At 33.3% G+C, this 21,803-nt stretch carries 17 protein-coding genes; 10 read left to right on the top strand and 7 right to left on the bottom strand.

Going from position 1 to position 21,803, the window contains the following annotated elements; translation table 11 throughout:
* Positions 1-32: 32 nt before the first annotated feature.
* Positions 33-1,424: a tRNA uridine-5-carboxymethylaminomethyl(34) synthesis GTPase MnmE gene (gene mnmE, locus OD803_RS07010; protein WP_262732904.1), complete on the bottom strand. Its 1,392-nt coding sequence runs from the start codon at positions 1,422-1,424 to the stop codon at positions 33-35.
* 146 nt (positions 1,425-1,570) lie between these two features.
* Here mnmE and OD803_RS07005 point away from each other — a divergent pair, with 146 nt between their 5' ends.
* Positions 1,571-2,710, top strand: coding sequence for a TlpA disulfide reductase family protein (locus OD803_RS07005; protein ID WP_262732903.1), 1,140 nt, complete (start codon positions 1,571-1,573; stop codon positions 2,708-2,710).
* Between the two features lie 54 nt (positions 2,711-2,764).
* Here OD803_RS07005 and OD803_RS07000 read toward each other — a convergent pair whose 3' ends face one another.
* A complete protein-coding gene (locus OD803_RS07000; RefSeq protein WP_129760598.1) occupies positions 2,765-3,415 on the bottom strand; it encodes a rhomboid family intramembrane serine protease in 651 nt (216 codons plus the stop codon).
* 62 nt (positions 3,416-3,477) lie between these two features.
* Here OD803_RS07000 and OD803_RS06995 point away from each other — a divergent pair, with 62 nt between their 5' ends.
* Positions 3,478-4,368, top strand: coding sequence for a lysophospholipid acyltransferase family protein (locus OD803_RS06995; RefSeq protein ID WP_262732902.1), 891 nt, complete (start codon positions 3,478-3,480; stop codon positions 4,366-4,368).
* On the opposite strand, the gene OD803_RS06990 is transcribed toward OD803_RS06995, so the two are convergent.
* Together OD803_RS06990 and glmM are read right to left on the bottom strand one after the other, a co-directional pair.
* Entirely contained in the window at positions 4,369-5,865 is a 1,497-nt protein-coding gene (locus OD803_RS06990; RefSeq protein WP_262732901.1) for an aminotransferase class V-fold PLP-dependent enzyme, read from the bottom strand. It lies immediately after the preceding gene.
* Between the two features lie 54 nt (positions 5,866-5,919).
* Positions 5,920-7,308: a phosphoglucosamine mutase gene (gene glmM, locus OD803_RS06985; RefSeq protein WP_262732900.1), complete on the bottom strand. Its 1,389-nt coding sequence runs from the start codon at positions 7,306-7,308 to the stop codon at positions 5,920-5,922.
* Positions 7,309-7,383: 75 nt separating this feature from the next.
* Between glmM and OD803_RS06980 the strand changes: the two genes are divergently transcribed.
* From OD803_RS06980 to OD803_RS06965, 4 genes are all read left to right on the top strand, one after another.
* Positions 7,384-7,989 carry an acyl carrier protein phosphodiesterase gene (locus tag OD803_RS06980; protein WP_262732899.1) on the top strand — a complete coding sequence of 202 codons (606 nt, stop codon included), beginning with the start codon at positions 7,384-7,386 and terminating at the stop codon, positions 7,987-7,989.
* Complete coding sequence (gene ggt / locus OD803_RS06975) at positions 7,986-9,689, top strand: gamma-glutamyltransferase (RefSeq protein WP_262732898.1); 1,704 nt, start codon at positions 7,986-7,988, stop codon at positions 9,687-9,689. Before OD803_RS06980 ends, ggt begins: the two co-directional genes overlap by 4 nt.
* Positions 9,690-9,768: 79 nt before the next feature.
* On the top strand, positions 9,769-10,467 hold the full coding sequence (locus tag OD803_RS06970; RefSeq protein WP_262732897.1) for a hypothetical protein: 699 nt from the start codon (positions 9,769-9,771) through the stop codon (positions 10,465-10,467).
* A complete protein-coding gene (locus OD803_RS06965; RefSeq protein ID WP_262732896.1) occupies positions 10,468-10,842 on the top strand; it encodes a hypothetical protein in 375 nt (124 codons plus the stop codon).
* A 7-nt stretch (positions 10,843-10,849) separates the two neighbouring features.
* Here the strand turns inward: OD803_RS06965 and OD803_RS06960 are convergent, their stop codons facing one another.
* From OD803_RS06960 to OD803_RS06950, 3 genes are all read right to left on the bottom strand, one after another.
* Positions 10,850-11,377, bottom strand: coding sequence for a hypothetical protein (locus OD803_RS06960; RefSeq protein ID WP_262732895.1), 528 nt, complete (start codon positions 11,375-11,377; stop codon positions 10,850-10,852).
* A gap of 187 nt (positions 11,378-11,564) precedes the next feature.
* Complete coding sequence (locus OD803_RS06955; protein WP_262732894.1) at positions 11,565-13,025, bottom strand: potassium/proton antiporter; 1,461 nt, start codon at positions 13,023-13,025, stop codon at positions 11,565-11,567.
* Between the two features lie 17 nt (positions 13,026-13,042).
* Positions 13,043-13,876 carry a peptidylprolyl isomerase gene (locus tag OD803_RS06950; RefSeq protein ID WP_262732893.1) on the bottom strand — a complete coding sequence of 278 codons (834 nt, stop codon included), beginning with the start codon at positions 13,874-13,876 and terminating at the stop codon, positions 13,043-13,045.
* A gap of 212 nt (positions 13,877-14,088) precedes the next feature.
* Here OD803_RS06950 and uvrA point away from each other — a divergent pair, with 212 nt between their 5' ends.
* The 4 genes from uvrA to OD803_RS06930 are packed head-to-tail and all read left to right on the top strand — an operon-like array spanning position 14,089 to position 21,763.
* A complete protein-coding gene (gene uvrA / locus OD803_RS06945; protein WP_262732892.1) occupies positions 14,089-16,920 on the top strand; it encodes an excinuclease ABC subunit UvrA in 2,832 nt (943 codons plus the stop codon).
* A 26-nt stretch (positions 16,921-16,946) separates the two neighbouring features.
* Positions 16,947-17,636, top strand: coding sequence for a TIGR00730 family Rossman fold protein (locus tag OD803_RS06940; RefSeq protein ID WP_129760586.1), 690 nt, complete (start codon positions 16,947-16,949; stop codon positions 17,634-17,636).
* Between the two features lie 27 nt (positions 17,637-17,663).
* Entirely contained in the window at positions 17,664-18,935 is a 1,272-nt protein-coding gene (locus OD803_RS06935; protein WP_262732891.1) for a hypothetical protein, read from the top strand.
* A complete protein-coding gene (locus tag OD803_RS06930) occupies positions 18,932-21,763 on the top strand; it encodes a metalloprotease (protein WP_262732890.1) in 2,832 nt (943 codons plus the stop codon). Before OD803_RS06935 ends, OD803_RS06930 begins: the two co-directional genes overlap by 4 nt.
* The last annotated feature ends 40 nt before the right edge of the window (positions 21,764-21,803 follow it).

Below are 21,803 nucleotides of genomic sequence, written 5' to 3'. Positions count from 1 at the left end.
CTTTCAGGACTTTATAAATGTTGACAACACTATTACTTCCCGATACAGAAATTAGCAAAAATATTACCCAGCAAGTCATCATTAGTAATCTCACCTGTAATCTCACCAAAGTGGTAAAGCGTTTGTCGTATATCAATAGCCAATAAATCTCCTGAAAGCCCAGAGTCTAGTCCATACTTCACTTTCTGAACCTCTTCAAAAGCCTTTAAAAGAGCATCATAATGACGAGTGTTAGTTACAATAGTTTCATTATTACGTAAAGCACCTGTATTAATTAAATTCAATAACGAATCGGTTAATTGCTTTACACCAAAACCTGTTTTTGCTGAGAGTAACTGCACGTCTTCAATCTGTTGCTGTAATGTGGCAAGTTGGCTATCATCAAGTAAATCTATCTTGTTGGCAATAATAAGCAAAGGCTTTTGAGGGTACTTATTTTTTATTTTTTCAAGTTCTATTTGTATCGATTTTAAGTCGGCAATCCCTTTTGTACTGTCAAAGAGGTAGATTGTGACTTGAGATTGTTCAATCTTTTCAAAAGTCTTTTTAATTCCAATACTTTCAACAACATCTTCTGTTTCTCTTATACCTGCAGTATCTATAAAGCGAAACCCAATACCTCCTATAGACAATTCATCTTCAATTGTGTCTCTGGTAGTACCTGCAATATCACTCACAATAGCACGTTCTTCGTTCAATAGCGCATTCAATAAAGTAGATTTTCCAACGTTTGGTTCACCCACAATGGCTACAGGTATTCCGTTTTTAATCACATTACCCACAGCAAAAGAGTCTATCAAACGTTTTAATACAAATACAATACGGTCAACTAAACTTTTAAACTGTGTACGATCTGCAAACTCAACATCTTCTTCAGCAAAATCAAGCTCTAACTCAATTAAAGATGCAAAATTTAAAAGCTCTTCTCTCAATTTTGCAATCTCACTCGAAAAACCGCCTCGCATTTGTTGCATAGCAATTTGATGAGACGCTTCGTTATCACTAGCTATTAGGTCTGCAACAGCTTCAGCTTGACTCAAATCAAGTTTTCCATTTAAAAAGGCACGTAGCGTAAACTCACCTGCATTAGCCATTCGACAGCCTTTTCTAAGAAATAATTGAATAATCTCCTGTTGTATATAGGCTGAACCATGACAAGACACTTCAACCACGTCTTCTCCTGTGTAAGAGTTTGGATTTTTAAATACCGAAACTAATACTTCATCATACACTCGTTTATCCTCTACAATATGTCCTAAATGTATGGTATGTGTCGCTTGGTCTTTAAGTGACTTATTGTCTTTTACTGATTGAAAACAACTATCTGCTATTGCTATAGCGTCCTTTCCAGAAAGTCGTATAATAGCTATTGCACCACTCCCTGATGGTGTTGCCAAAGCTACAATAGTATCTTGATGAAACATCTTTGATATAATTTTTAACAAAAGTATTGTAAAATTACTAGTACTCACTAATTGAACCTAGTTTCTTTAGGATTTTATTAAGAAAAAACCATTGACATTCTCCTATATTCATTAGTATATTTGTGCAACTTTAAAAAGAATATAAAATGAAAAAAATACTTGGTTTTCTATTAGTAAGCTTATTACTAACTGCTTGTGAAACTACCGAAAAGCCTGATGGATATGTAGTAAACGGAACTGCCAAAGGGGTTTTAAATGGTATTAGAGTGTACTTAAAATCTAGAGATGACAAAGGAAAAGAAATGTTTAGGGACACAGCTATAATTGTAGATGAGAAATTTAAGTTTGAAGGCAAAATTGAAAACCCTCAAATGTGGTTCTTACAAGTAAATAGTGTTCCTGGAAGCAAACCTTTTATGATTGAAAATGGAGTTATAAACATACAGGTTGAAAAGGACAGTATGCATACTACTAAAGTATCAGGAACAAAGTCTAATAAAGCCTTTGAAGAATATAATCTTAAAGTAAAAGAGCTTTCTCAAAAACGCAGAACCTTAAGCATGAATCATAGACAAGCTGAAAGAGGTACAGATTCTGCAAAAACTAAACTAATCAAAGAAGATTTAGACAAGCTCACTAACGAAATGATGAGCTATCCTTTTGAGTTCATAAACAAAAACAATGACAACTTCTTCTCTTTAGTATTGATTGAATCGTTATTAGGAGGTAACAATACCGATTTAGACAAACTCAGCAATGCATTTAACAATCTTGAAAGTGACATTAAACAATCAATCTACGGAATGAGAGTTAACACTAGAATAATAACCAAAAAACAAGAAAAAGAACGTTTAGCAAACCTTGAAATAGGAAAAGCTGCTCCTGAGTTTTCAGCACCAGACCCAGATGGAAAAATGCTTGCCTTAAAAGATATGAAAGGAAAAGTAACTATTATCGACTTTTGGGCTTCATGGTGTGGACCTTGCAGAAGAGAAAACCCTAACGTGGTAAAAGTCTACGAAAAATACCACGACAAAGGTCTTGAAATTATTGGTGTGTCTTTAGATAAGCAAGGTCAAAAAGACAGATGGTTAAGTGCTATTGAAAAAGACAAATTAACTTGGCATCATGTATCTAACCTAGCTTATTTTAACGATCCTGTAGCTAAACAATATGCGATTAATTCTATTCCTGCAACTTACATTTTAGATGAAGAAGGAACAATTATAGCAAAAAACCTCAGAGGTCCAGCTTTAGAAAATAAAATTGCTGAATTATTAGATTAACTACACACAAGCACTAAAACAAAAAAGCCTTTAATCATGAAGGCTTTTTTGTTTTTATAACTTTCCTGTTTTATGCATCACAAATAAAATAAGTATTGGCACAGCTAATAAACCTACAAATAATAAATTGGTTTCAAACAACCAAGGTGCTAGCATTAGAGTTACAATATAGCCTCCTACTGCTCCACCAAAATGCGCATCGTGTCCAATATTTCCTATTCTGTTTTTCATTCCGTATATAGAATATAAAAGATACCCAATCCCAAAAATATATCCAGGTATTGGTATAGGAACAAAAAACATATAAAGTCCCATATTAGGCTCCAATAATATTGCAGAATATAACACACCAGTAACAGCTCCACTTGCTCCTACCGCACTGTAATAATATTCATCTTTATGAAAATATAAAGAGAGTAAGCTCCCTAAAATTAAACTGGCAATATATACTATAATAAAGTTTAAACTGCCTAAATAAGCAATAACAACATCGGCAAAAAAGTATAGGGTAAACATATTAAAAAACAAGTGCATTGTATCTACATGTAAAAACCCAGAACTAAACATGCGTATTTGCTCTCCTCGTTTTATACTTCCTACATTAAATTTATAGCGCTCAAAAAAGCCATAATCATTAAGTCCTTTAAAAGAAATAATAACATTGGCAGCAATAATAACAATTGTAACTAAACTTAAATTACCCATAAACTGTAAACGTTTAAATAGAATATAACATATATTTGCTGATGCAAATCTAATACTAAAAAATGCAATTTCTAGTTTACATTCTGGTTTATCCCTTTTTATGGCTTATTTCTATTTTACCATTCAGACTACTGTATGCATTTTCTGATTTTGTATATCTTTTTGTCTTTCGCATTTTTGGTTACCGAAAAAAGACTGTAAAAGAAAATCTTCGATTAGTATTTCCTGATAAATCAAAAGAAGAAATTAATAGAATCACGAAAGTTTTTTACCACCACTTATGCGACATGATTGTGGAATCTATTAAGTCCATGACCATATCTGAAGCTGAAATGAAAAAACGTTTCACCTTTACTAATATTGATGTTATAAAAGCTATTGAAGAACAAAATAAAAGTATCATTTTAATGTGTGCACATTATGGGAGTTGGGAGTGGATATTTATTCTTCAAACTTATGTGAAATATAGAGGAAATGCTGTCTACAAGAGATTAGCTAATAAATATTTTGACCGATTAGTAAAACGTATTCGTGCCAAATACAACAGCTACCTTATCACTACAAAAGAGACTGTACCAACGCTTATTGACTTAAAACGAAAAGGGATTTTAACAATAAACGGATTTGTATCAGACCAATCACCTAAGCCTAGTAAAGCATTTCACTGGAATGAATTTATGGGCTTAAAAGTACCTGTATATACTGGAGCTGAAATGCTGGCCAAAAAACTAGATATGGCTGTAGTATTTTTTAAAGTGAAAAAGCTAAAACGTGGATATTATGAAACCACTTTTGAAACTATTACACTAAATCCAAAAGAATACGAAAACTACGAAATCACTGATATCTTTTTAAAGCTGGTAGAGCAACAAATCTATGAAGCTCCTGAGTATTATCTATGGACTCACAAACGTTGGAAACATAGAGACAAAGTGCCTGAAAAGTTTTTATAATTACAACTTAAACCAATCGTCAATTGGTGTATTATTTGAGTTTGTCGCGTTCTTATGAATAAACTCATTGGTCATCTTATTGTAGTTGTAATCTTCTGCCCAAACCTTATGGTTTGCTACCAATGCTTTTAAGCTTTCGCAAACATAATTTACTTCTTCAGTTGTTGTTGTTGGGTGAATAGAAAGTCGTATCCAACCTGGTTTTCGCGTTAGCTCACCCAATGAAATTTCTTGAGTTAACTCGTGAGAAGTATCATAATCTACATGCAACAAATAATGTCCATAAGTTCCTGCACAACTGCAGCCTCCACGTGTTTGAATTCCAAAACGATCATTAAGTAGTTTTACGCCTAAATTATAGTGTAAATCATCAATATAAAACGAAAATACGCCTAGTCTTTCTTCATGTTGACCTGCTAAAATATTTAAGTGTTCAACATTGCCCAATTCATTAAAAAGCGTAGTCAATAGCTCATGCTCTCGCTTTAGCATATTGCCAACTCCCATTTGCTCCTTCAATTTAATCGCTAAAGCAGTTTTAATAGTTTGAAGGAAACCTGGTGTTCCACCATCTTCTCTATCTTCAATATTATCAAAATACTTATGTTCTCCCCAAGGATTAGTCCAACTTACAGTACCTCCTCCTGGACAATCAGGAATCATATTTTTATACAATTTCTTATTGAAAATCAACACACCTGAAGTTCCTGGTCCACCCAAAAACTTATGAGGTGAAAAGAAAATAGCATCTAAGGCTTTTGCTTCGTCTTTAGGATGCATATCAATATCTACATAAGGTGCTGAACAAGCAAAATCTACAAAACAAACGCCTCCATGTTGATGCATTAATTTTGCAATATCGTGATATGGTGTTTCAATTCCTGTAACATTAGAACCTCCAACTACCGAAGCTATTTTTAAGGTTCTGTCTTTGTATTGATGTAGTAATTTTTCAAGATTTTCTAAACTGAATAATCCTTCTTCTCCTGGTGGAATTACCTCAACCTTTGCGATGGTCTCTAACCATGATGTTTGATTAGAATGATGTTCCATATGCGTAATAAAAACCACTGGTTTCATTTCGTCAGGAACAGTAGTGTAACTCTTAAGGTTTTCAGGCACTTTCAAACCTAAAATACGTTGAAACTTATTTACAGCATCTGTCATTCCACTACCACATACAATCAACACATCATCTTCATTGGTATTAACATGTTGCTTTATAATTTGACGTGCTTTATGATACGCTTTAGTCATTGCTGTACCTGACACAGTGGTTTCAGTATGTGTATTGGCTACAAAAGGTCCAAAATCATTGGCTATTTTGTTTTCAATAGGTCTGTACAAACGTCCGGAAGCAGTCCAGTCGGTATATATGATTTTTTGAGTTCCAAAAGGTGATTGAAACTCTTGGTCAATTCCTATAATATGCTGTCTGAATTGTTGAAAATACTGTTCTAATTCAGTGGTGTTATGAGTCATTTCAGTCGTCAGCATAAGTCTGTGATTTAAAAGATAAAGTTACTAATTTTTCTACGGAAGTTTTTTTTACTAATTACTAATAGCTTTAATTTCTGAAATGATTTTATCTGCTAAAGTATCAGCTTCTTCTTGAGAAGGCGCTTCAGTGTAAATTCTTATAATAGGCTCAGTATTACTCTTTCTTAAATGCACCCAACTATTACTGAAATCAATTTTTACACCATCAATAGTGGTAAGTTTTTCATGGCTATACTTAGCTTCCATTTGCTTTAAAATACCATCAACATCCAACTCTGGAGTTAATTCTATTTTCTTTTTGCTCATATAATACAAAGGATAAGTTGCCTTTAACTCACTTACTCGCATCTTTTTCTTTTGTGCCAACAAGCTTAAAAACAACGCAATCCCAACTAAAGCATCACGACCATAATGTAATTCAGGATAAATGATTCCTCCATTACCTTCTCCACCTATAATGGCATTATTTTTTTTCATAAGCTCCACAACATTCACCTCTCCTACTGCACTAGCTTCATAAGTTCCTCCATGCTTTTCAGTAATGTCACGCAATGCTCTTGTAGAACTCATATTGCTCACAGTATTTCCCGGAGTTTTGCTCAACACATAATCTGCACAAGCTACAAGGGTGTATTCTTCTCCAAACATGTCGCCATTTTCATCCATAAAGGCTAAACGGTCAACATCAGGATCTACCACTATTCCTAAATCTGCACGTTCTTTTACAACAGCTTCTGATAAGTCGGTTAAATGTTCCTTTAAAGGTTCTGGATTATGCGGAAACTGTCCGTTAGGTTCGCAATATAGTTTTACAGTATGCACTCCCAATCGGTCTAACAATAACGGAATTGCAATACCTCCTGTAGAATTCACACCATCAACTACCACTTTAAAATTAGCCGATTCTATGGCTTTTTTATCTACCAAAGGTAAATTCAAAACCTCATCAATGTGCATATCAATATACGCTTGGTTTTTTGTGATTTTTCCTAAACTATCAACATCAGAAAAAGTCATGCTATCATTTTCAGCAATTTCTAAAATCTTAGCACCTTCAGCACCATTCAAAAATTCACCCTTAGCATTCAACAACTTTAAGGCATTCCATTGTTTTGGATTATGACTTGCGGTTAAAATAATTCCACCATCAGCATGCTCCATAGGTACAGCAACCTCAACCGTTGGTGTTGTGGACAAACCTAAATCTATAACATGAATTCCTAAACCTACCAAAGTGTTCATTACTAAGTTCTGTATCATTTCACCAGAAATTCTAGCATCTCTACCAACTACTACTCTGTAATTTTCTTTTTGGCGTTGTTGTTTTAACCACGTACCATAAGCCGAAGCAAATTTTACAGCGTCAATAGGTGTTAAGTTTTCACCAACTTGTCCGCCAATTGTACCTCGTATTCCTGAAATAGATTTTATAAGTGTCATGAATTTATTCTTATTTTTAGCAAATATACCATTTCAAAACCGTAAACCTAAAATCGTAATTCGTAAATTCGACCTATGAATTTTCTAGCTCATATATACCTTTCTGGAGACAACGAATTTGTAACTATTGGTAATTTTATTGCTGATGGCATTAGAGGAAAATCGTATAAAAAATTCCCAATTGATGTTCAAATAGGCATTCTACTGCATCGCGAAATTGACACATATACTGACGCACATCCTATTGTAAGACAGAGCACAAAACGCTTGCATAAAAACTACAGTCATTACAGTGGTGTAATAGTTGATATTTTGTACGATCATTTTTTGGCAAAAAACTGGAAAGACTATTCCAATGTTCCTTTAGAAGTTTATGTTGAACAGTTTTATGATTCTTTAGAAGCTAATTTTGAAATGCTTCCCAATCGCACACAGCGAATGTTACCGCATATGATAGCTGACAACTGGTTGTTGAGTTATGCTAAAATTGAAGGTATTCAACGCGTTTTGGATGGTATGAACCGTCGTACTAAAAACGTTTCTGGCATGAACACTGCTACTAACGAACTTAAGCAATACTACACTGAGTTTGAAAGTGAATTCACTTCTTTTTTTGAAGAATTAAGAGCCTTTACCAAACAAAAACGAATAGACATAACAAAAACATTTCAGCATAAATGAAAAAACTCATTCTGTTCTCACTCTTCTGTATCACTTTAATTTCTTGTAACGAAAACTCTAAGAAACAAACCCAACCCAAAACGCAAAGAGGCTTAATCACTTCAAAAACTATGGTAGTTTCGGCAAGAGCTGAAGCTTCAAAAATAGGAACAGATATTTTAAAAAAAGGTGGTAATGCATTTGATGCTATGATGGCTACTGAAATGGCTTTGGCTGTAACTTACCCTTATGCAGGCAACCTTGGTGGTGGCGGATTTATGGTTTACAGACTCAACGATGGCACTTTTGGCGCTTTGGATTATAGAGAAAAAGCACCTTTAGCAGCAACAAAAAACATGTATCTTGATGAAGAAGGTTATGTTATAAAAGACAAAAGTACAGTTGGTGCTGTTGCTGTTGGAGTTCCTGGTACTATAGCAGGCATTTTTACGGCTCATGAAAAATTTGGCTCTTTACCTGTTGCTGAAATCCTTCAACCTGTAATTGACTTAGCAAATAATGGTTTTGTCATTACTGAAAAACAGCAACAACGCTTTACAGAATATGACAGTATTTTTAAAGCTGTTAATGAAAAAGAAATACTGTTTTCAAAACACACTAAAGCTAACGACTCCATTAAAAACCTTAAACTTGCTGAAACCTTAAAACGTATAGCTAGCAAAGGAAAAGATGAGTTTTATAAAGGTGAAACAGCGCAACACTTGGTTGATTTTTTAAATCAAAAAGGTGGGATTATAACACTTGAAGATTTAGAGCTCTATGAAGCTAAATGGCGAGATCCAATTGCTTTTAACTACAAAGACATTAAAGTAGTTTCTATGTCTCCTCCTTCAAGTGGTGGTATTTGTCTAGCGCAAATTATGAAAATGATTGAGCCTTTCGACATTCAACAGCATGGACATAATTCGTTAAAAGCTATTAAAGTAATTGTTGAAGCAGAACGTCGTGCTTATGCTGACCGTAGTTTTTATTTAGGCGATCCTGATTTTGTAGATATTCCAACCAATCATTTGTTGAGTGATATATACTTACAGGAGCGCATGAGTGATTTTTCTTTTAAGAATCCTACCATTTCCGATTCTCTATCTTACGGAATAATTCCAGGTTATGAAAGCGACCAAACCACGCACTATTCTATTGTAGATCAATTTGGGAATGCCGTATCTGTTACAACAACACTCAATGGTGCTTATGGTTCAAAACTGTATGTTGATGAACTAGGCTTTTTTCTTAATAACGAAATGGACGACTTTAGCAGCAAACCAGGAGTTCCTAATGTGTATGGCCTCATTGGTGCTGAAGCCAATAGTATTGCACCACAAAAACGCATGTTAAGCGCTATGACACCTACAATTGTTGAAAAAGAAGGCGAATTACACATGGTACTTGGAACTCCAGGAGGATCAACCATTATTACATCAGTATTGCAAACTATATTAAATGTTGAGGAATTTGGTATGACAATGCAACAAGCTGTAGATGCTCCTCGTTTTCACCATCAATGGTTACCTGATGAAATTAGAATGGAAGTTAACCGTTTTCCTGATGAACTTAAACAACAACTTCAAAAAAACGGTTATCCTATCAATGAAGAAGCACCTCCTATTACCGCAAGAGTAGATGCTATTTTAGTATTAGATGATGGCACCTTAGAAGCTGGTGCTGATCATCGAGGAGATGATACTGCTGATGGCTTTTAATCGAAATAATTTAATAGTCAACGTACAATTGAATAGCAATTAAAAAAATCGCTTAAATTAACCTTTCAAAAATTAATATATGTCATCTAAAAAGATATTAAAAATAGTTGCTGGAGTAATCATTTTTATTACTCTACCTAGCCTTTTGCTTTTTGGATATCTGCATTTTAAATATGATGAAGACCTTCCTGTTGGTACACAAAATGAGCAAGCTGACGCTTTAGCAAAAAAAATGCTAACTGCTCTTGATTATGAAGCTTATAAAAACACGAAGTATATTGAATGGACCTATAAAAAACGTAGGCATTACAAATGGAAAAAGAGCGAACATTCTTGTACTGTTTATTGGGAAGAATACAAAGTTGATTTAAAACTTAATGAGCTAAACAGCAGTAAAGCTTACGTTCATAATTTTAAAGTTGAAGGCGAACAAGCTAAAAACTTGATTGCTGAAGCCCATACATATTTTAGTGAAGACTCATTTTGGTTGGTTGCACCATACAGAGTCTTTGATGAAGGTGTTACGCGTAGTGTAGTTAATGTAAACGGAAAACAAGAATTACTTGTAAATTATCAACCTGATGATACTTATTTATGGCAATTAGATGCAAACGGAATGCCTACCAGTTTTAAGATGTGGAATGATAAACTCCCTTTTGATGGTGTAGAACTCTCTTGGAAAGACTGGACAACTACCGAAAGTGGTGCAAAGCTACCAACCTTTCACAAGTTTATGTTTTTTGGGATGGAACTTCAAGATGTTAAAGGCACTAAGTAAATGCTAAAGAAAATATTCAATCTGGTTTATGATGTTCTTATTTTTATCTCAAACCTCACAGGATTTAGCTACAAAGAGGTAAACATTATTATTTGGTATATTATTATTCCTTTGTTTTGGTGCATACTTATTGATAAGATTATAAAACGTCATTACTTAAAAATTGCATTTACACTCATTGTAGTAATTACACTATTAAGCGTTAAAAGTTTTTCAGAATTTTCAAATCAGTTGTTTGATGCATCTGCAGACTTTTTAAGAAGTTTTAATGCAGTAGGAAGCAATTACACTACTTCCTCTATAGTTATATGCATTGTTATACCGATTGCTATTAGTATTTACCTTATCAAAAAAGCATTCAAAAAAAAATCTTAGTAATTAATTAACCTCCTTTTTGACCAACAAACTGTTGTGATTTTAATTTAAAAAGCACATTAAAGGTTGTTAAACTACCGTAACTCCTGGTGATGTATTGTTGTAAGTCTATTTTTTCTTGCTCATCAAGATTTTTACTGGAGTTAATTTTTTGTTCCATAACACGCAATCTATCACGCACCATTGTTATCTTATGAAAAAAAGTATCTATTGGTAACTCTTTTCCTTGTAAACTTGTATCTCCAGGTTCCATAACAAGTTTACCGCCTTTCCATTTATCAGCAATTGGCACTACTTCACTTACATCACTCCAACGTTTTAAAATTTGTACCAAGCTACTTTCAACTTCAGAAAAACTAATAGTATCAACATCGTCTTCACAAAGTTCTATAACTTCAAAATCGCTATCGATATCAATAGTTTCTAATCCGTTTTCAATAAAAGTTACCCAATAGTGTTTTGATGTAACATTAGTCACTACACCTTTTCCGTACTCGTTGTGGTTTATTCTAGAACCTATTCCTAGTAATTGCATAAATTATAAGTTTTATGTTTAAGTAAAATGCTTGTTATTTAAAATTAAAATTTTTGGATGTATTAAGACAAACTAAAATACATTCGCAGAGTTAAAAGTAGTTATTTTTTATACGAATCCTGAAAACTTACTCATCAATTTATCATACAAAACACTGTTTCATAATTGACATTGCTATTGCAAAAAACTATCCGCTAATACAGCTATTCACTTCTATAAAATCATCTTGAGTATCTGCAATCACCATTAACACATCATTTCCTAACAATTCCGTGGAACCTCCAGGTCTAATATATTCTTTACCTCTTTTTATCATTACTATAAATGCCGATTTAGGAAACTTAACATCAACTATTCGTTTATTAGCTGCATAAGAATGAGGTGAAATCACAAACTCTTGAAAGGACGATTTAGGCAAATCTAGTATAAGCCTATCGACCTCAGTTATTTTTTTAGTTTCTTCCGGTAAAGCCACTTTTAACCAATTAGCAAATACTGAAAGTGTTGTACCTTGTATTAAAACCGATGTTACCGAAATAAAAAACACAATACTAAACATCATGTTTGCCTTATCAATTCCTGCTAGCAAAGGATATGTAGCAAATACAATAGGTACAGCTCCTCGCAATCCAACCCAAGAGATGTAAGCACGCCTTCTTAGTTTCATTTTAAAAAACATCAAACTAATAAAAACACCTATAGGTCTAGCAACAACAATAAGAAACAAAGAAATAAGTAGTCCGATACCTATATAAGGAACAATTTGAGAAGGAAATACTAATAAGCCTAAGGTAAGGAATAAAACAATTTGCATTAACCAAGCCAACCCATCAAACATCTTTAAAATTGTAGATTTATGAATTAAGTCTTGATTTCCTAAGTAAACAGCACAAATGTAAATAGCAAGAAAGCCATTACCTCCTATAAAATCGGTTGCTGAAAATGTAATAAACATTAGTGCTATTGCTAAAACTGGGTACAACCCTTCAAAGCCTAGTTTAATGGTATTTATCGTAAACTTACTCAATTTACCAAATCCAAAACCTGCTATACAGCCTATAACCATTTGTTGTAAAAATAAAGGGATGATTGACCACGCACTTTGATCTTGATTTACTACCAACGTTAAAAATGCAATAGTTAACACATAAGCCATTGGGTCGTTACTTCCGCTTTCAAGCTCTAGTGTAGGACGAAGATTAGTGCGTAACGAAAGATTTTTAGAACGTAAAATTGAAAATACAGCAGCAGCATCAGTTGACGACACAATAGAACCTAACAATAAACTTTCATAAATCGTAAAATCGGTAACCATCCAAACAAAAACACCTAGCGAAGTAGCTGTAAGCAATACTCCTAAAGTAGACAACATTAAACCTTCTCTTAATACTGGTTTAACCGATTTCCAACTGGTATCGAGACCACCTGAAAACAAAATAAAATTAAGTGACACAATACCTATAAACTGCGCTAGCTTTGGGTCGTCAAAATAAATCCCCACAATACCATCAGAACCTGCTAACATCCCAATCACTAAGAAAAGTAGTAATGTTGGCACTCCAAATTTATAGGAAGTTTTACCCACAACAATACTCACAAAAAGCAATAACGAACCTATTAAAAGTATATTTTCAATTGTTATATCCATAAAGTTGTATCAGTCTATCAGTTTTTTAGTTCCGCACTTAGAATTATTACATTTTCCAAAGGTCTGTCATTTTCATCGGTTGGCAAATTTACAATTGAATCTACTACATTCATTCCTTCAATTACTTCACCAAAAACAGTATAATTTTGATCTAAATGCGGAATACCTCCTATAGATTTATAGACTGCTCTATGTGCTTCAGGAATAGTGTAGGTTTCAAAATCAGTATAAGCTTCAGCTAATTGTTGTATACTATCATTAAGCTTAGTTGCGAGCTGCTCATCATTACCTTCACTTGCTATCTTTAATGCTTCAAACAAAGGTTTATGCTCTTTACTTTTAATTACATGAAAACGCGCAGTCATAGTGTTAATGCGTTGTTGAGCAACATCCAGCAAGCTATCGTTATACACTTTACCATCAACTATAAAAAATTGCATAGCGCTTGATGCTCTTGTTAAATTTTCTTCTCTTGCAGTAGCCAAGGCACCTCTTTTATGAAATAAATTTGGTCTAAATTCAGCTGGTACAGTATAATCTAAATCACCTTCACCTAAAAACTTTCCTATTGGTGCATTTTTACTATCAGGATCTCCTCCTTGTATGACAAAGTCTTTAATGACACGATGAAACAACAAGCTGTCATAAGCATGCTCATTTATCAGTTTTATAAAATTATCTCTGTGCTTAGGAGTGTCATTAAAAAGCTCTAAGGTTATTTCGCCATAATTAGTTGTTAATACTACTATTGTATTACTAGTATCTTCTATTTTCTTTTTTTCTGGTTTTGAATTGCATCCTAAACACATAAGAATGCTTAACAGAACAAATACTAAGTTTTTATTTTTCATTTTCACAAATCAAAATTTACACTCACTAATATACACTTTTATGCCTTTTAGCATCATAACATTGTACTTTTTTCCACATTACTTTATGACAACCTATATTTTAAAATTCAGCAAAAACTAATACGCTCAGTAATATCTTTTTAACAAAACTCTAAAACAGCTTCACTTCGTTTTGTATTACTAAATCTGTACCTTTGCAACTTTGCAATTCTATGAGTCAATTTGAAGAACATATAGAGGTTCAAGGCGCAAGAGTCCATAACCTCAAAAACATAGACGTTACAATACCTCGCGAAAAGCTTGTGGTTATCACAGGTCTTTCAGGTAGTGGTAAGTCCTCTTTAGCATTCGATACTATTTATGCCGAAGGACAGCGTCGTTATATCGAAACCTTTTCGGCTTATGCGCGTCAGTTTTTAGGTGGATTGGAGCGTCCTGATGTCGATAAAATTGATGGACTATCTCCTGTAATTGCTATAGAACAAAAAACAACTAGTAAGTCGCCTCGTTCTACAGTAGGTACTATTACAGAAATATATGATTTCCTCAGACTTCTTTTTGCTCGTGCAAGTGATGCCTATAGTTACAACACTGGCGAAAAAATGGTGAGCTACAACGATGAGCAAATTAAAGCACTTATTGTAGAGTCTTTTAATGGCAAACGTATAAATATTCTTGCGCCTGTTATTAGATCTCGTAAAGGTCACTATCGCGAACTCTTTGAGCAAATTGCAAAACAAGGTTTTGTAAAAGTGCGTACTGATGGCGAAATAAAAGACCTTGTGAAAGGCATGAAGTTAGACCGTTACAAAACGCATGATATAGAAATTGTAATTGACCGACTTAAAATTGATAATTCTGCCGATAACGATAAGCGCTTAACAGAAACCATAAATACAGCCATGTATCATGGAGACGATGTGCTTATGGTGTTAGACCAAGACACTAACGAGGTACGTTATTTTAGTAGAAACCTAATGTGTCCTTCTTCTGGTATTTCTTATCCAAACCCAGAACCAAACAACTTTTCGTTCAATTCACCTAAAGGTGCTTGTCCAAAGTGTAATGGTATTGGTAGACTTTATCAAATCAACGAACGTAAAATTATACCAGACGACAACTTATCTATAAAAGCTGGAGCACTTGCACCTCATGGTCCACAAAAGAACTCATGGATTTTTAAACAGTTAGAAACCATTGCGCATCGCTATGGCTTTAGTTTATCCGATCCTTACAAAAGTATTCCTGAAGACGCTAAACAAATGATTCTCTATGGTGGAAATGAAAAATTTTCGGTAGAAAGTAAAACACTTGGTGTTACCAGAGATTATAAAATCGAGTTTGAAGGTGTTGCTAATTTTATTGAAAGCCAATACAACAATGCTGAGTCAACATCTTTAAAACGTTGGGCAAAAGACTACATGGATAAAGTAAAATGTAGCGAATGTGAAGGCTCTAGACTTAGAAAAGAATCTTTATACTTTAAAGTTAATGGTCTTAATATTTCTGAATTAGCAAACAAAGACATTGTTGATTTGGTAGATTGGTTTAATGAATTGCCAAAACATCTATCAGAAAAACAGTTTAAAATTTCTGAAGAAATACTAAAAGAAATTTCAACACGATTACAGTTTTTGTTAGATGTAGGACTTGATTACTTATCGCTTAACCGAAGCTCAAAATCGCTTTCTGGTGGAGAAGCACAACGTATTAGGCTTGCCACCCAAATTGGCTCGCAACTGGTTGGTGTACTTTATATTTTAGACGAACCTAGTATAGGCTTGCATCAACGCGACAACGAAAAACTTATCAACTCGTTAGTATCGCTGAGAGATATTGGCAACTCGGTAATTGTTGTTGAACATGACAAAGACATGATTGAACGTGCCGATTATGTTATTGATATTGGACCAAAAGCAGGAAAATATGGTGGCGAAATTATAAGTATTGGCACACCTGATGAACTAAAAACACATCATACACTAACTGCCGATTATCTTAATGGTAGTAAAGCAATTGAAGTACCAAAAGAACGTCGTGAAGGCAATGGAAAATTTATTGAGCTAAAAGGTTGTACTGGTAACAACTTAAAAAATGTTTCAGTGACTATTCCGTTAGGAAAAATGATTGGAGTTACTGGTGTTTCAGGAAGTGGAAAATCAACACTTATCAATGAAACCTTATATCCAATAATGAATGCACACTACTTTAATGGCGTAAAAAAACCAATGCCTTACAAGAGTATTAAAGGTTTGGAGCATATTGATAAAGTTATAGACATTAACCAATCACCTATTGGTAGAACACCTCGTAGTAATCCTGCAACTTACACTGGTACATTTAGCGAAATACGAAGCCTTTTTGCTAAAATACCTGAAGCTATGATTAGAGGTTACAAACCTGGTCGTTTTAGCTTTAACGTAAAAGGAGGTCGTTGCGAAACTTGTCAAGGTGGTGGTTTACGTGTTATTGAAATGAATTTCCTTCCAGACGTTTATGTAGAGTGCGAAACCTGTCAAGGCAAACGCTTTAATCGTGAAACCCTCGAAATTAGATATAAAGGTAAAAGCATTAGCGATGTACTCAACATGACTATTAGCGAAGCTGTAGACTTTTTTGAGCACATTCCTAAAATCCATAAAAAACTAAAAACCATAAAAGACGTTGGCTTAGGCTACATTACACTGGGTCAACAAAGTACAACGCTTTCAGGTGGTGAAGCACAACGTATTAAACTAGCTACTGAACTTAGCAAGCGAGATACAGGAAACACCTTTTACATTCTTGACGAACCTACAACAGGCTTACATTTTGAAGACATTCGTGTACTTATGCAAGTGCTTAACAAATTAGCCAACAAGGGGAATACTGTACTTATCATTGAGCACAATATGGATGTTATTAAAATGATGGATCACATTATTGATGTAGGTTACGAAGGCGGAAAAGGTGGCGGACAAATTGTTGCTGAAGGCACTCCAGAAGAAATAATAAAACACAAAAAAAGTTACACTGCGCAATTCCTTAAAAAAGAACTAAATTAGCATGTTACAAAAATAAGATTTACACTATGAGAAACGAACAACATCACAAAAGATGGAATGAAATAAAAACAAACGACTCTTGGGCAATTTTTAAAATCATGGGAGAGTTTGTTAATGGTTATGAAAAATTAAGCAGAATTGGACCTTGTGTTTCAATTTTTGGTTCTGCAAGAACAAAACCAGACCACAAATACTACAAACTAGCTGAAGAAGTAGCTAGCAAAATTGTAGACCATGGTTATGGTGTAATTACTGGTGGTGGACCTGGTATTATGGAAGCTGGTAACAAAGGAGCTCACATTGCTGGAGGAACATCGGTAGGACTTAACATTGAGTTGCCTTTTGAACAACATGACAACCCTTATATTGATTCTGACAAGAGTTTAGATTTTGACTATTTCTTTGTAAGAAAAGTAATGTTTGTAAAATACTCTCAAGGTTTTGTTGTAATGCCTGGTGGTTTCGGAACTTTAGACGAGTTGTTTGAAGCGATTACCTTAATTCAAACCAATAAAATTGAAAAATTCCCTATTATACTTGTAGGAACAGAGTTTTGGAGCGGATTGATGGATTGGGTTAAAGCAACACTTTTAGAAACTCACAATAACATTAGCCCTAAAGACTTAGATTTAATTCATTTGGTGGATACTGCTGATGAAGTTTTAGAAATTCTTGATGCATTCTACAAAGAATTCAACTTGAGTCCTAACTTCTAAGAGAAAATTGCTTTCCAAAATATAGTTATGAAAAAGAAGAACATAGCATTGCTTGTGCTAGCTGGTATGCTTAATATTTATGGTCTCTTCTCGCAAGAGACCTTCAATGTTATGTTCTATAATCTTTTAAACTATCCTCTAGAGAACAATGTAGAAAATAGGTTGCAATACCTTAACACCATTGTTTATGATTACCGACCAGACTTATTCATGGTTTGTGAACTCAACAATGAAAATGGAGCTAATGACATATTAGCTATGATGCAAAGCATAAATCCTAATTATAATAGAGCTGCTTTTGTTCTTAATAATTCTGATGATAATCTTGGTAATCAAAATGACCTGCAAAACCTTATCTATTTTGACACTTCAAAATTTATTTTAGAAAGTCAGAATGAAGTAATTACTATTTATAGGGATTTTAATCATTACAGATTAAAGCTAAACACTGTAAATCAAAGCACAAACCCAGTTTACATTGATGTTATTGTTTGTCATTTAAAAGCTTCTAGCGGAACAGACAATCAAGCATTACGACTTCAAATGGTTCAAGATTTAACAGATTACTTGGCCACTTTTCCTGTAAACAGCAACGTTATTTTGGGAGGCGACTTAAATGTTTACACCCATTCTGAACCTGCTTTTCAAGAGCTAATTGACACTTCAAACAACATTACATTTGTTGATCCTGCTAATAGAATTGGAAGTTGGCACAACAATAGTAGCTACGTTGACGTTTTTACTCAATCAACCAGAACGCAAACTGGTTTAGGAGGAACTACAGGTGGTTTTGACGACAGATTTGATTTTATTTTAGCTTCAGAAAACATGCTTACCAATACTGATATTTTTTATGTAAACGATTCTTATAAAGTATTTGGTAATAACGCCAACACCTCTTGTCATAATCAAGAAATAAATTCAACCAATTGCTCAGGAACCGATTTTGATTTTAATATTAGAAATGCTCTGTACTATTTTAGCGATCACTTACCAGTGACTTTACAATTACAAACTACTGAGACTCTAAACACCTACACTCCTGAGTTAAAACAACCAATACGCTTTGTTGGTTCAAATATTTTGAATACTTCTTTTTTAGAATTAGAAATACATTCTGAAGCACTTTTTAACACGACTATAACTATTTATAATGGTATTGGTCAATTGGTAAAAACCATTCCTTTAAAAAATTCGATATATATTAGGGAAGACATTTCAAATCTATCAAATGGTTTATACTATATTACCTTGTCCCAATTTAACAGTAACCATTTAAAGTTTGTGGTAACGAATTGAAATCAGCAATAACTATATATCTACTTTTATTAGTAAACCTATGTACATGGGCTCAAAATAAAATTGAGTTAAATGCAAAGTTTGATATTCCTAATAAAACCCTGCATATAAAGCAATATATCTCCTATCAAAACACCTCAAAAGACACTTTAAAGACCATATATTTAAACGATTGGAACAACGCCTACTCCGTTAAAACTAGTCCGTTAGCAAAACGTTTTACTGAAGAATTTAACAACAAATTCCATTTTGCTAAAAGTGATGAAAGAGGCTACACAAATATTACATCGGTTAAAGAAAATGAAGGTGACGATTTAGAGTTTACTCGTTTAAAAAACCATCCTGATGTTATTGAAATCACGCTTAACAACGCTATTTCTCCAGGAGAATCGTACAATATTCTTTTAAATTACAACTTAGTTGTTCCTAATGATACATTTACCAGTTATGGAATAACCGAAACCAAAGATTTCAATTTAAAGTATTGGTATGTAACACCTGCTATTTATGATGGTGAATGGCATTACTACAGCAATAAAAATCTTGACGATTTATACCTACCTAAAACCGACTTAACGTTTGAAATTGAGCACCCAAGAAACTATGCACTCATGACAGAGTTAAACACGCTTGCGCTTAACCAAACTGATAGTACATTAATTACTATTATAAATGGAAAAGATCGTATTAATTCGTTTTTATCTCTAGCTCGATTTCCTAATTTTAAATATGTGAAAACCGATAATGTAACTGTTATTACTAATTTAAAAGAAGAAAACTTAGAAGCACATGAAAGAGCTATTATAACTGATAAAGTACTCAGTTTTATTGATGACAACTTAGGAAAGTATCCACATGAAAGAATGTTGTTAACCGAAATTGAGTATAAAAAAGACCCATTGTATGGCCTTAACCAGTTACCAAGTTTTATTAGGCCTTTTCCTGATAATTTTCAATACGAACTGAAGCTTTTAAGAACAGCTCTCAACAAATATCTTGAAAATACATTATTGATAAATCCTCGTAAAGACTATTGGCTAAAAGATAGTTTTCAAGTTTATTTTCTAATGAAATATATTGAAGAACATTATCCAGACATGAAGCTTCTAGGAACATTAGCTGATGTTTGGGGAGTAAGATCTTTTCATGCTGCCGATTTAAAATTCAACGACCAATACCTGTTGTTTTTTATGCAAATGGCTCGTACTAATAGAGATCAACCTTTGGCAATGTCTAAAGATTCTTTATTAAAGTTCAATGCTAATATTGCAAGTAAGTATAAAGCAGGTTTGGGTTTAAAATACTTAGACGACTTTATTAATGGAAATGTACTTGAGCAGACTATCGTTCAATTTTTAAAAGAAACTAGGCTACAACCAACTTCTTCTAAAGCATTTGAAACACTTTTAAAACAAAACACCTCAAAAGATATCGATTGGTTTTTTGATGATTATCTAACAACAAGAAAAAAGATTGATTTTAAAATTAAAAATGTTTCAAAAACCGAAGATTCAATAACATTTACTATAAAAAACAAGCGTAAAAATGCAATGCCTGTGTCGTTATTTACTTTAAATAACGATTCAATACTTTCTAAAACTTGGATAGAAAATGTTAATGGAAGTAAAACGTTAACTATACCAAGAAATGACGCTAATAAATTGGTTTTAAATTACGATAATGCAATACCAGAAATAAACCTAAGAGATAACCAAAAATCCTTAAAAGGGTTTTTCTTCAACAATAAACCATTTCAATTTCGATTATTTAAGGATATTGAAGATCCTCATTACAACCAAGTATTTTTAATGCCAATTGTAGAGTATAAAAATATTTACGATGGTTTAAATTTAGGAGCAAAAATCTATAATAAAACATTGTTGCGTAAAAAATTAAACTACAAGTTTTCTCCACAATACTCAACAAACTCTAAGACCTTAACAGGATCTTCAACTGTTTTGTTTACTCACAATATTGAAAACAACAACCTATACAATATTACCTACGGTTTAACCGCTAGTTATTCATCTTTTGCTGAAAATGCTTTTGTAACCATAGTATCGCCTACACTTTCATTTTATTTTAGAGATGACAAAAACTTTAGGTCTAATAAGTCTAACTACATTAACTTAAGGTATTTGGATATTTCAAGAAAGCAAGAAGACAACAATCTTGTATTGACTGAAGAACCAGATTATGGTGTTTTCAATATTAGATATATAAACTCTAATCCTGGTTTGGTCGATTTTTATAAAATTTATACAGACTTTCAAATAGCCAATAAATTTGGTAAAATAGCTGTAAACTACGAGTATCGTAAGCTTTCTGAAAATAACAGACAATTTAACTTTAGGTTTTTTGCTGGTACATTTTTATACAATAAAACCGATGCCAATAACAACTACTTTAGTTTTGCTTTAGATAGACCTACTGATTATTTATTTGATTACGATTATTTAGGACGCTCTGAAGCTTCTGGTATTTTTAGTCAACAAATTATCATTGCCGAAGGTGGATTTAAATCAAAGTTAAGACCTGCTTTTGCCAACCAATGGATGACAACTATAAATACCAGTACAAGCATTTGGAAATATATTGAAGCCTATGGAGACCTTGGTCTTGTAAAAAACAAATACTCTGATGCTGAAGTCGTTTATGACTCCGGAATACGATTAAACTTAGTACCAGATTATTTTGAAGTATTTTTCCCTGTATATTCCAATTTAGGATGGGAAATTGCTCAACCACATTACGATCAAAAAATAAGGTTTAAATTTACAGTAGATCCACAAGCACTTTTAGGCCTATTTAGAAGGAAGTGGTATTAGGAATTTATTAACAGATTCTTAATTTTTATCGATTTAATAG

This window comes from Gaetbulibacter sp. NE (genome assembly GCF_025548475.1).
Classification (GTDB): domain Bacteria; phylum Bacteroidota; class Bacteroidia; order Flavobacteriales; family Flavobacteriaceae; genus Gaetbulibacter_B; species Gaetbulibacter_B jejuensis.
Note: the sequence above shows the minus strand (reverse complement) of the source record. Positions and strands in the feature narration are given on the sequence as shown.

Bases quoted from the DNA above. Each gene is read 5' to 3' on its own strand.
- mnmE (WP_262732904.1), bottom strand. From the start codon at position 1,424: ATGTTTCATCAAGATACTATTGTAGCTTTGGCAACACCATCAGGGAGT.
- OD803_RS07005 (WP_262732903.1), top strand. From the start codon at position 1,571: ATGAAAAAAATACTTGGTTTTCTATTAGTAAGCTTATTACTAACTGCT.
- OD803_RS07000 (WP_129760598.1), bottom strand. From the start codon at position 3,415: ATGGGTAATTTAAGTTTAGTTACAATTGTTATTATTGCTGCCAATGTT.
- OD803_RS06995 (WP_262732902.1), top strand. From the start codon at position 3,478: ATGCAATTTCTAGTTTACATTCTGGTTTATCCCTTTTTATGGCTTATT.
- OD803_RS06990 (WP_262732901.1), bottom strand. From the start codon at position 5,865: ATGCTGACGACTGAAATGACTCATAACACCACTGAATTAGAACAGTAT.
- glmM (WP_262732900.1), bottom strand. From the start codon at position 7,308: ATGACACTTATAAAATCTATTTCAGGAATACGAGGTACAATTGGCGGA.
- OD803_RS06980 (WP_262732899.1), top strand. From the start codon at position 7,384: ATGAATTTTCTAGCTCATATATACCTTTCTGGAGACAACGAATTTGTA.
- ggt (WP_262732898.1), top strand. From the start codon at position 7,986: ATGAAAAAACTCATTCTGTTCTCACTCTTCTGTATCACTTTAATTTCT.
- OD803_RS06970 (WP_262732897.1), top strand. From the start codon at position 9,769: ATGTCATCTAAAAAGATATTAAAAATAGTTGCTGGAGTAATCATTTTT.
- OD803_RS06965 (WP_262732896.1), top strand. From the start codon at position 10,468: ATGCTAAAGAAAATATTCAATCTGGTTTATGATGTTCTTATTTTTATC.
- OD803_RS06960 (WP_262732895.1), bottom strand. From the start codon at position 11,377: ATGCAATTACTAGGAATAGGTTCTAGAATAAACCACAACGAGTACGGA.
- OD803_RS06955 (WP_262732894.1), bottom strand. From the start codon at position 13,025: ATGGATATAACAATTGAAAATATACTTTTAATAGGTTCGTTATTGCTT.
- OD803_RS06950 (WP_262732893.1), bottom strand. From the start codon at position 13,876: ATGAAAAATAAAAACTTAGTATTTGTTCTGTTAAGCATTCTTATGTGT.
- uvrA (WP_262732892.1), top strand. From the start codon at position 14,089: ATGAGTCAATTTGAAGAACATATAGAGGTTCAAGGCGCAAGAGTCCAT.
- OD803_RS06940 (WP_129760586.1), top strand. From the start codon at position 16,947: ATGAGAAACGAACAACATCACAAAAGATGGAATGAAATAAAAACAAAC.
- OD803_RS06935 (WP_262732891.1), top strand. From the start codon at position 17,664: ATGAAAAAGAAGAACATAGCATTGCTTGTGCTAGCTGGTATGCTTAAT.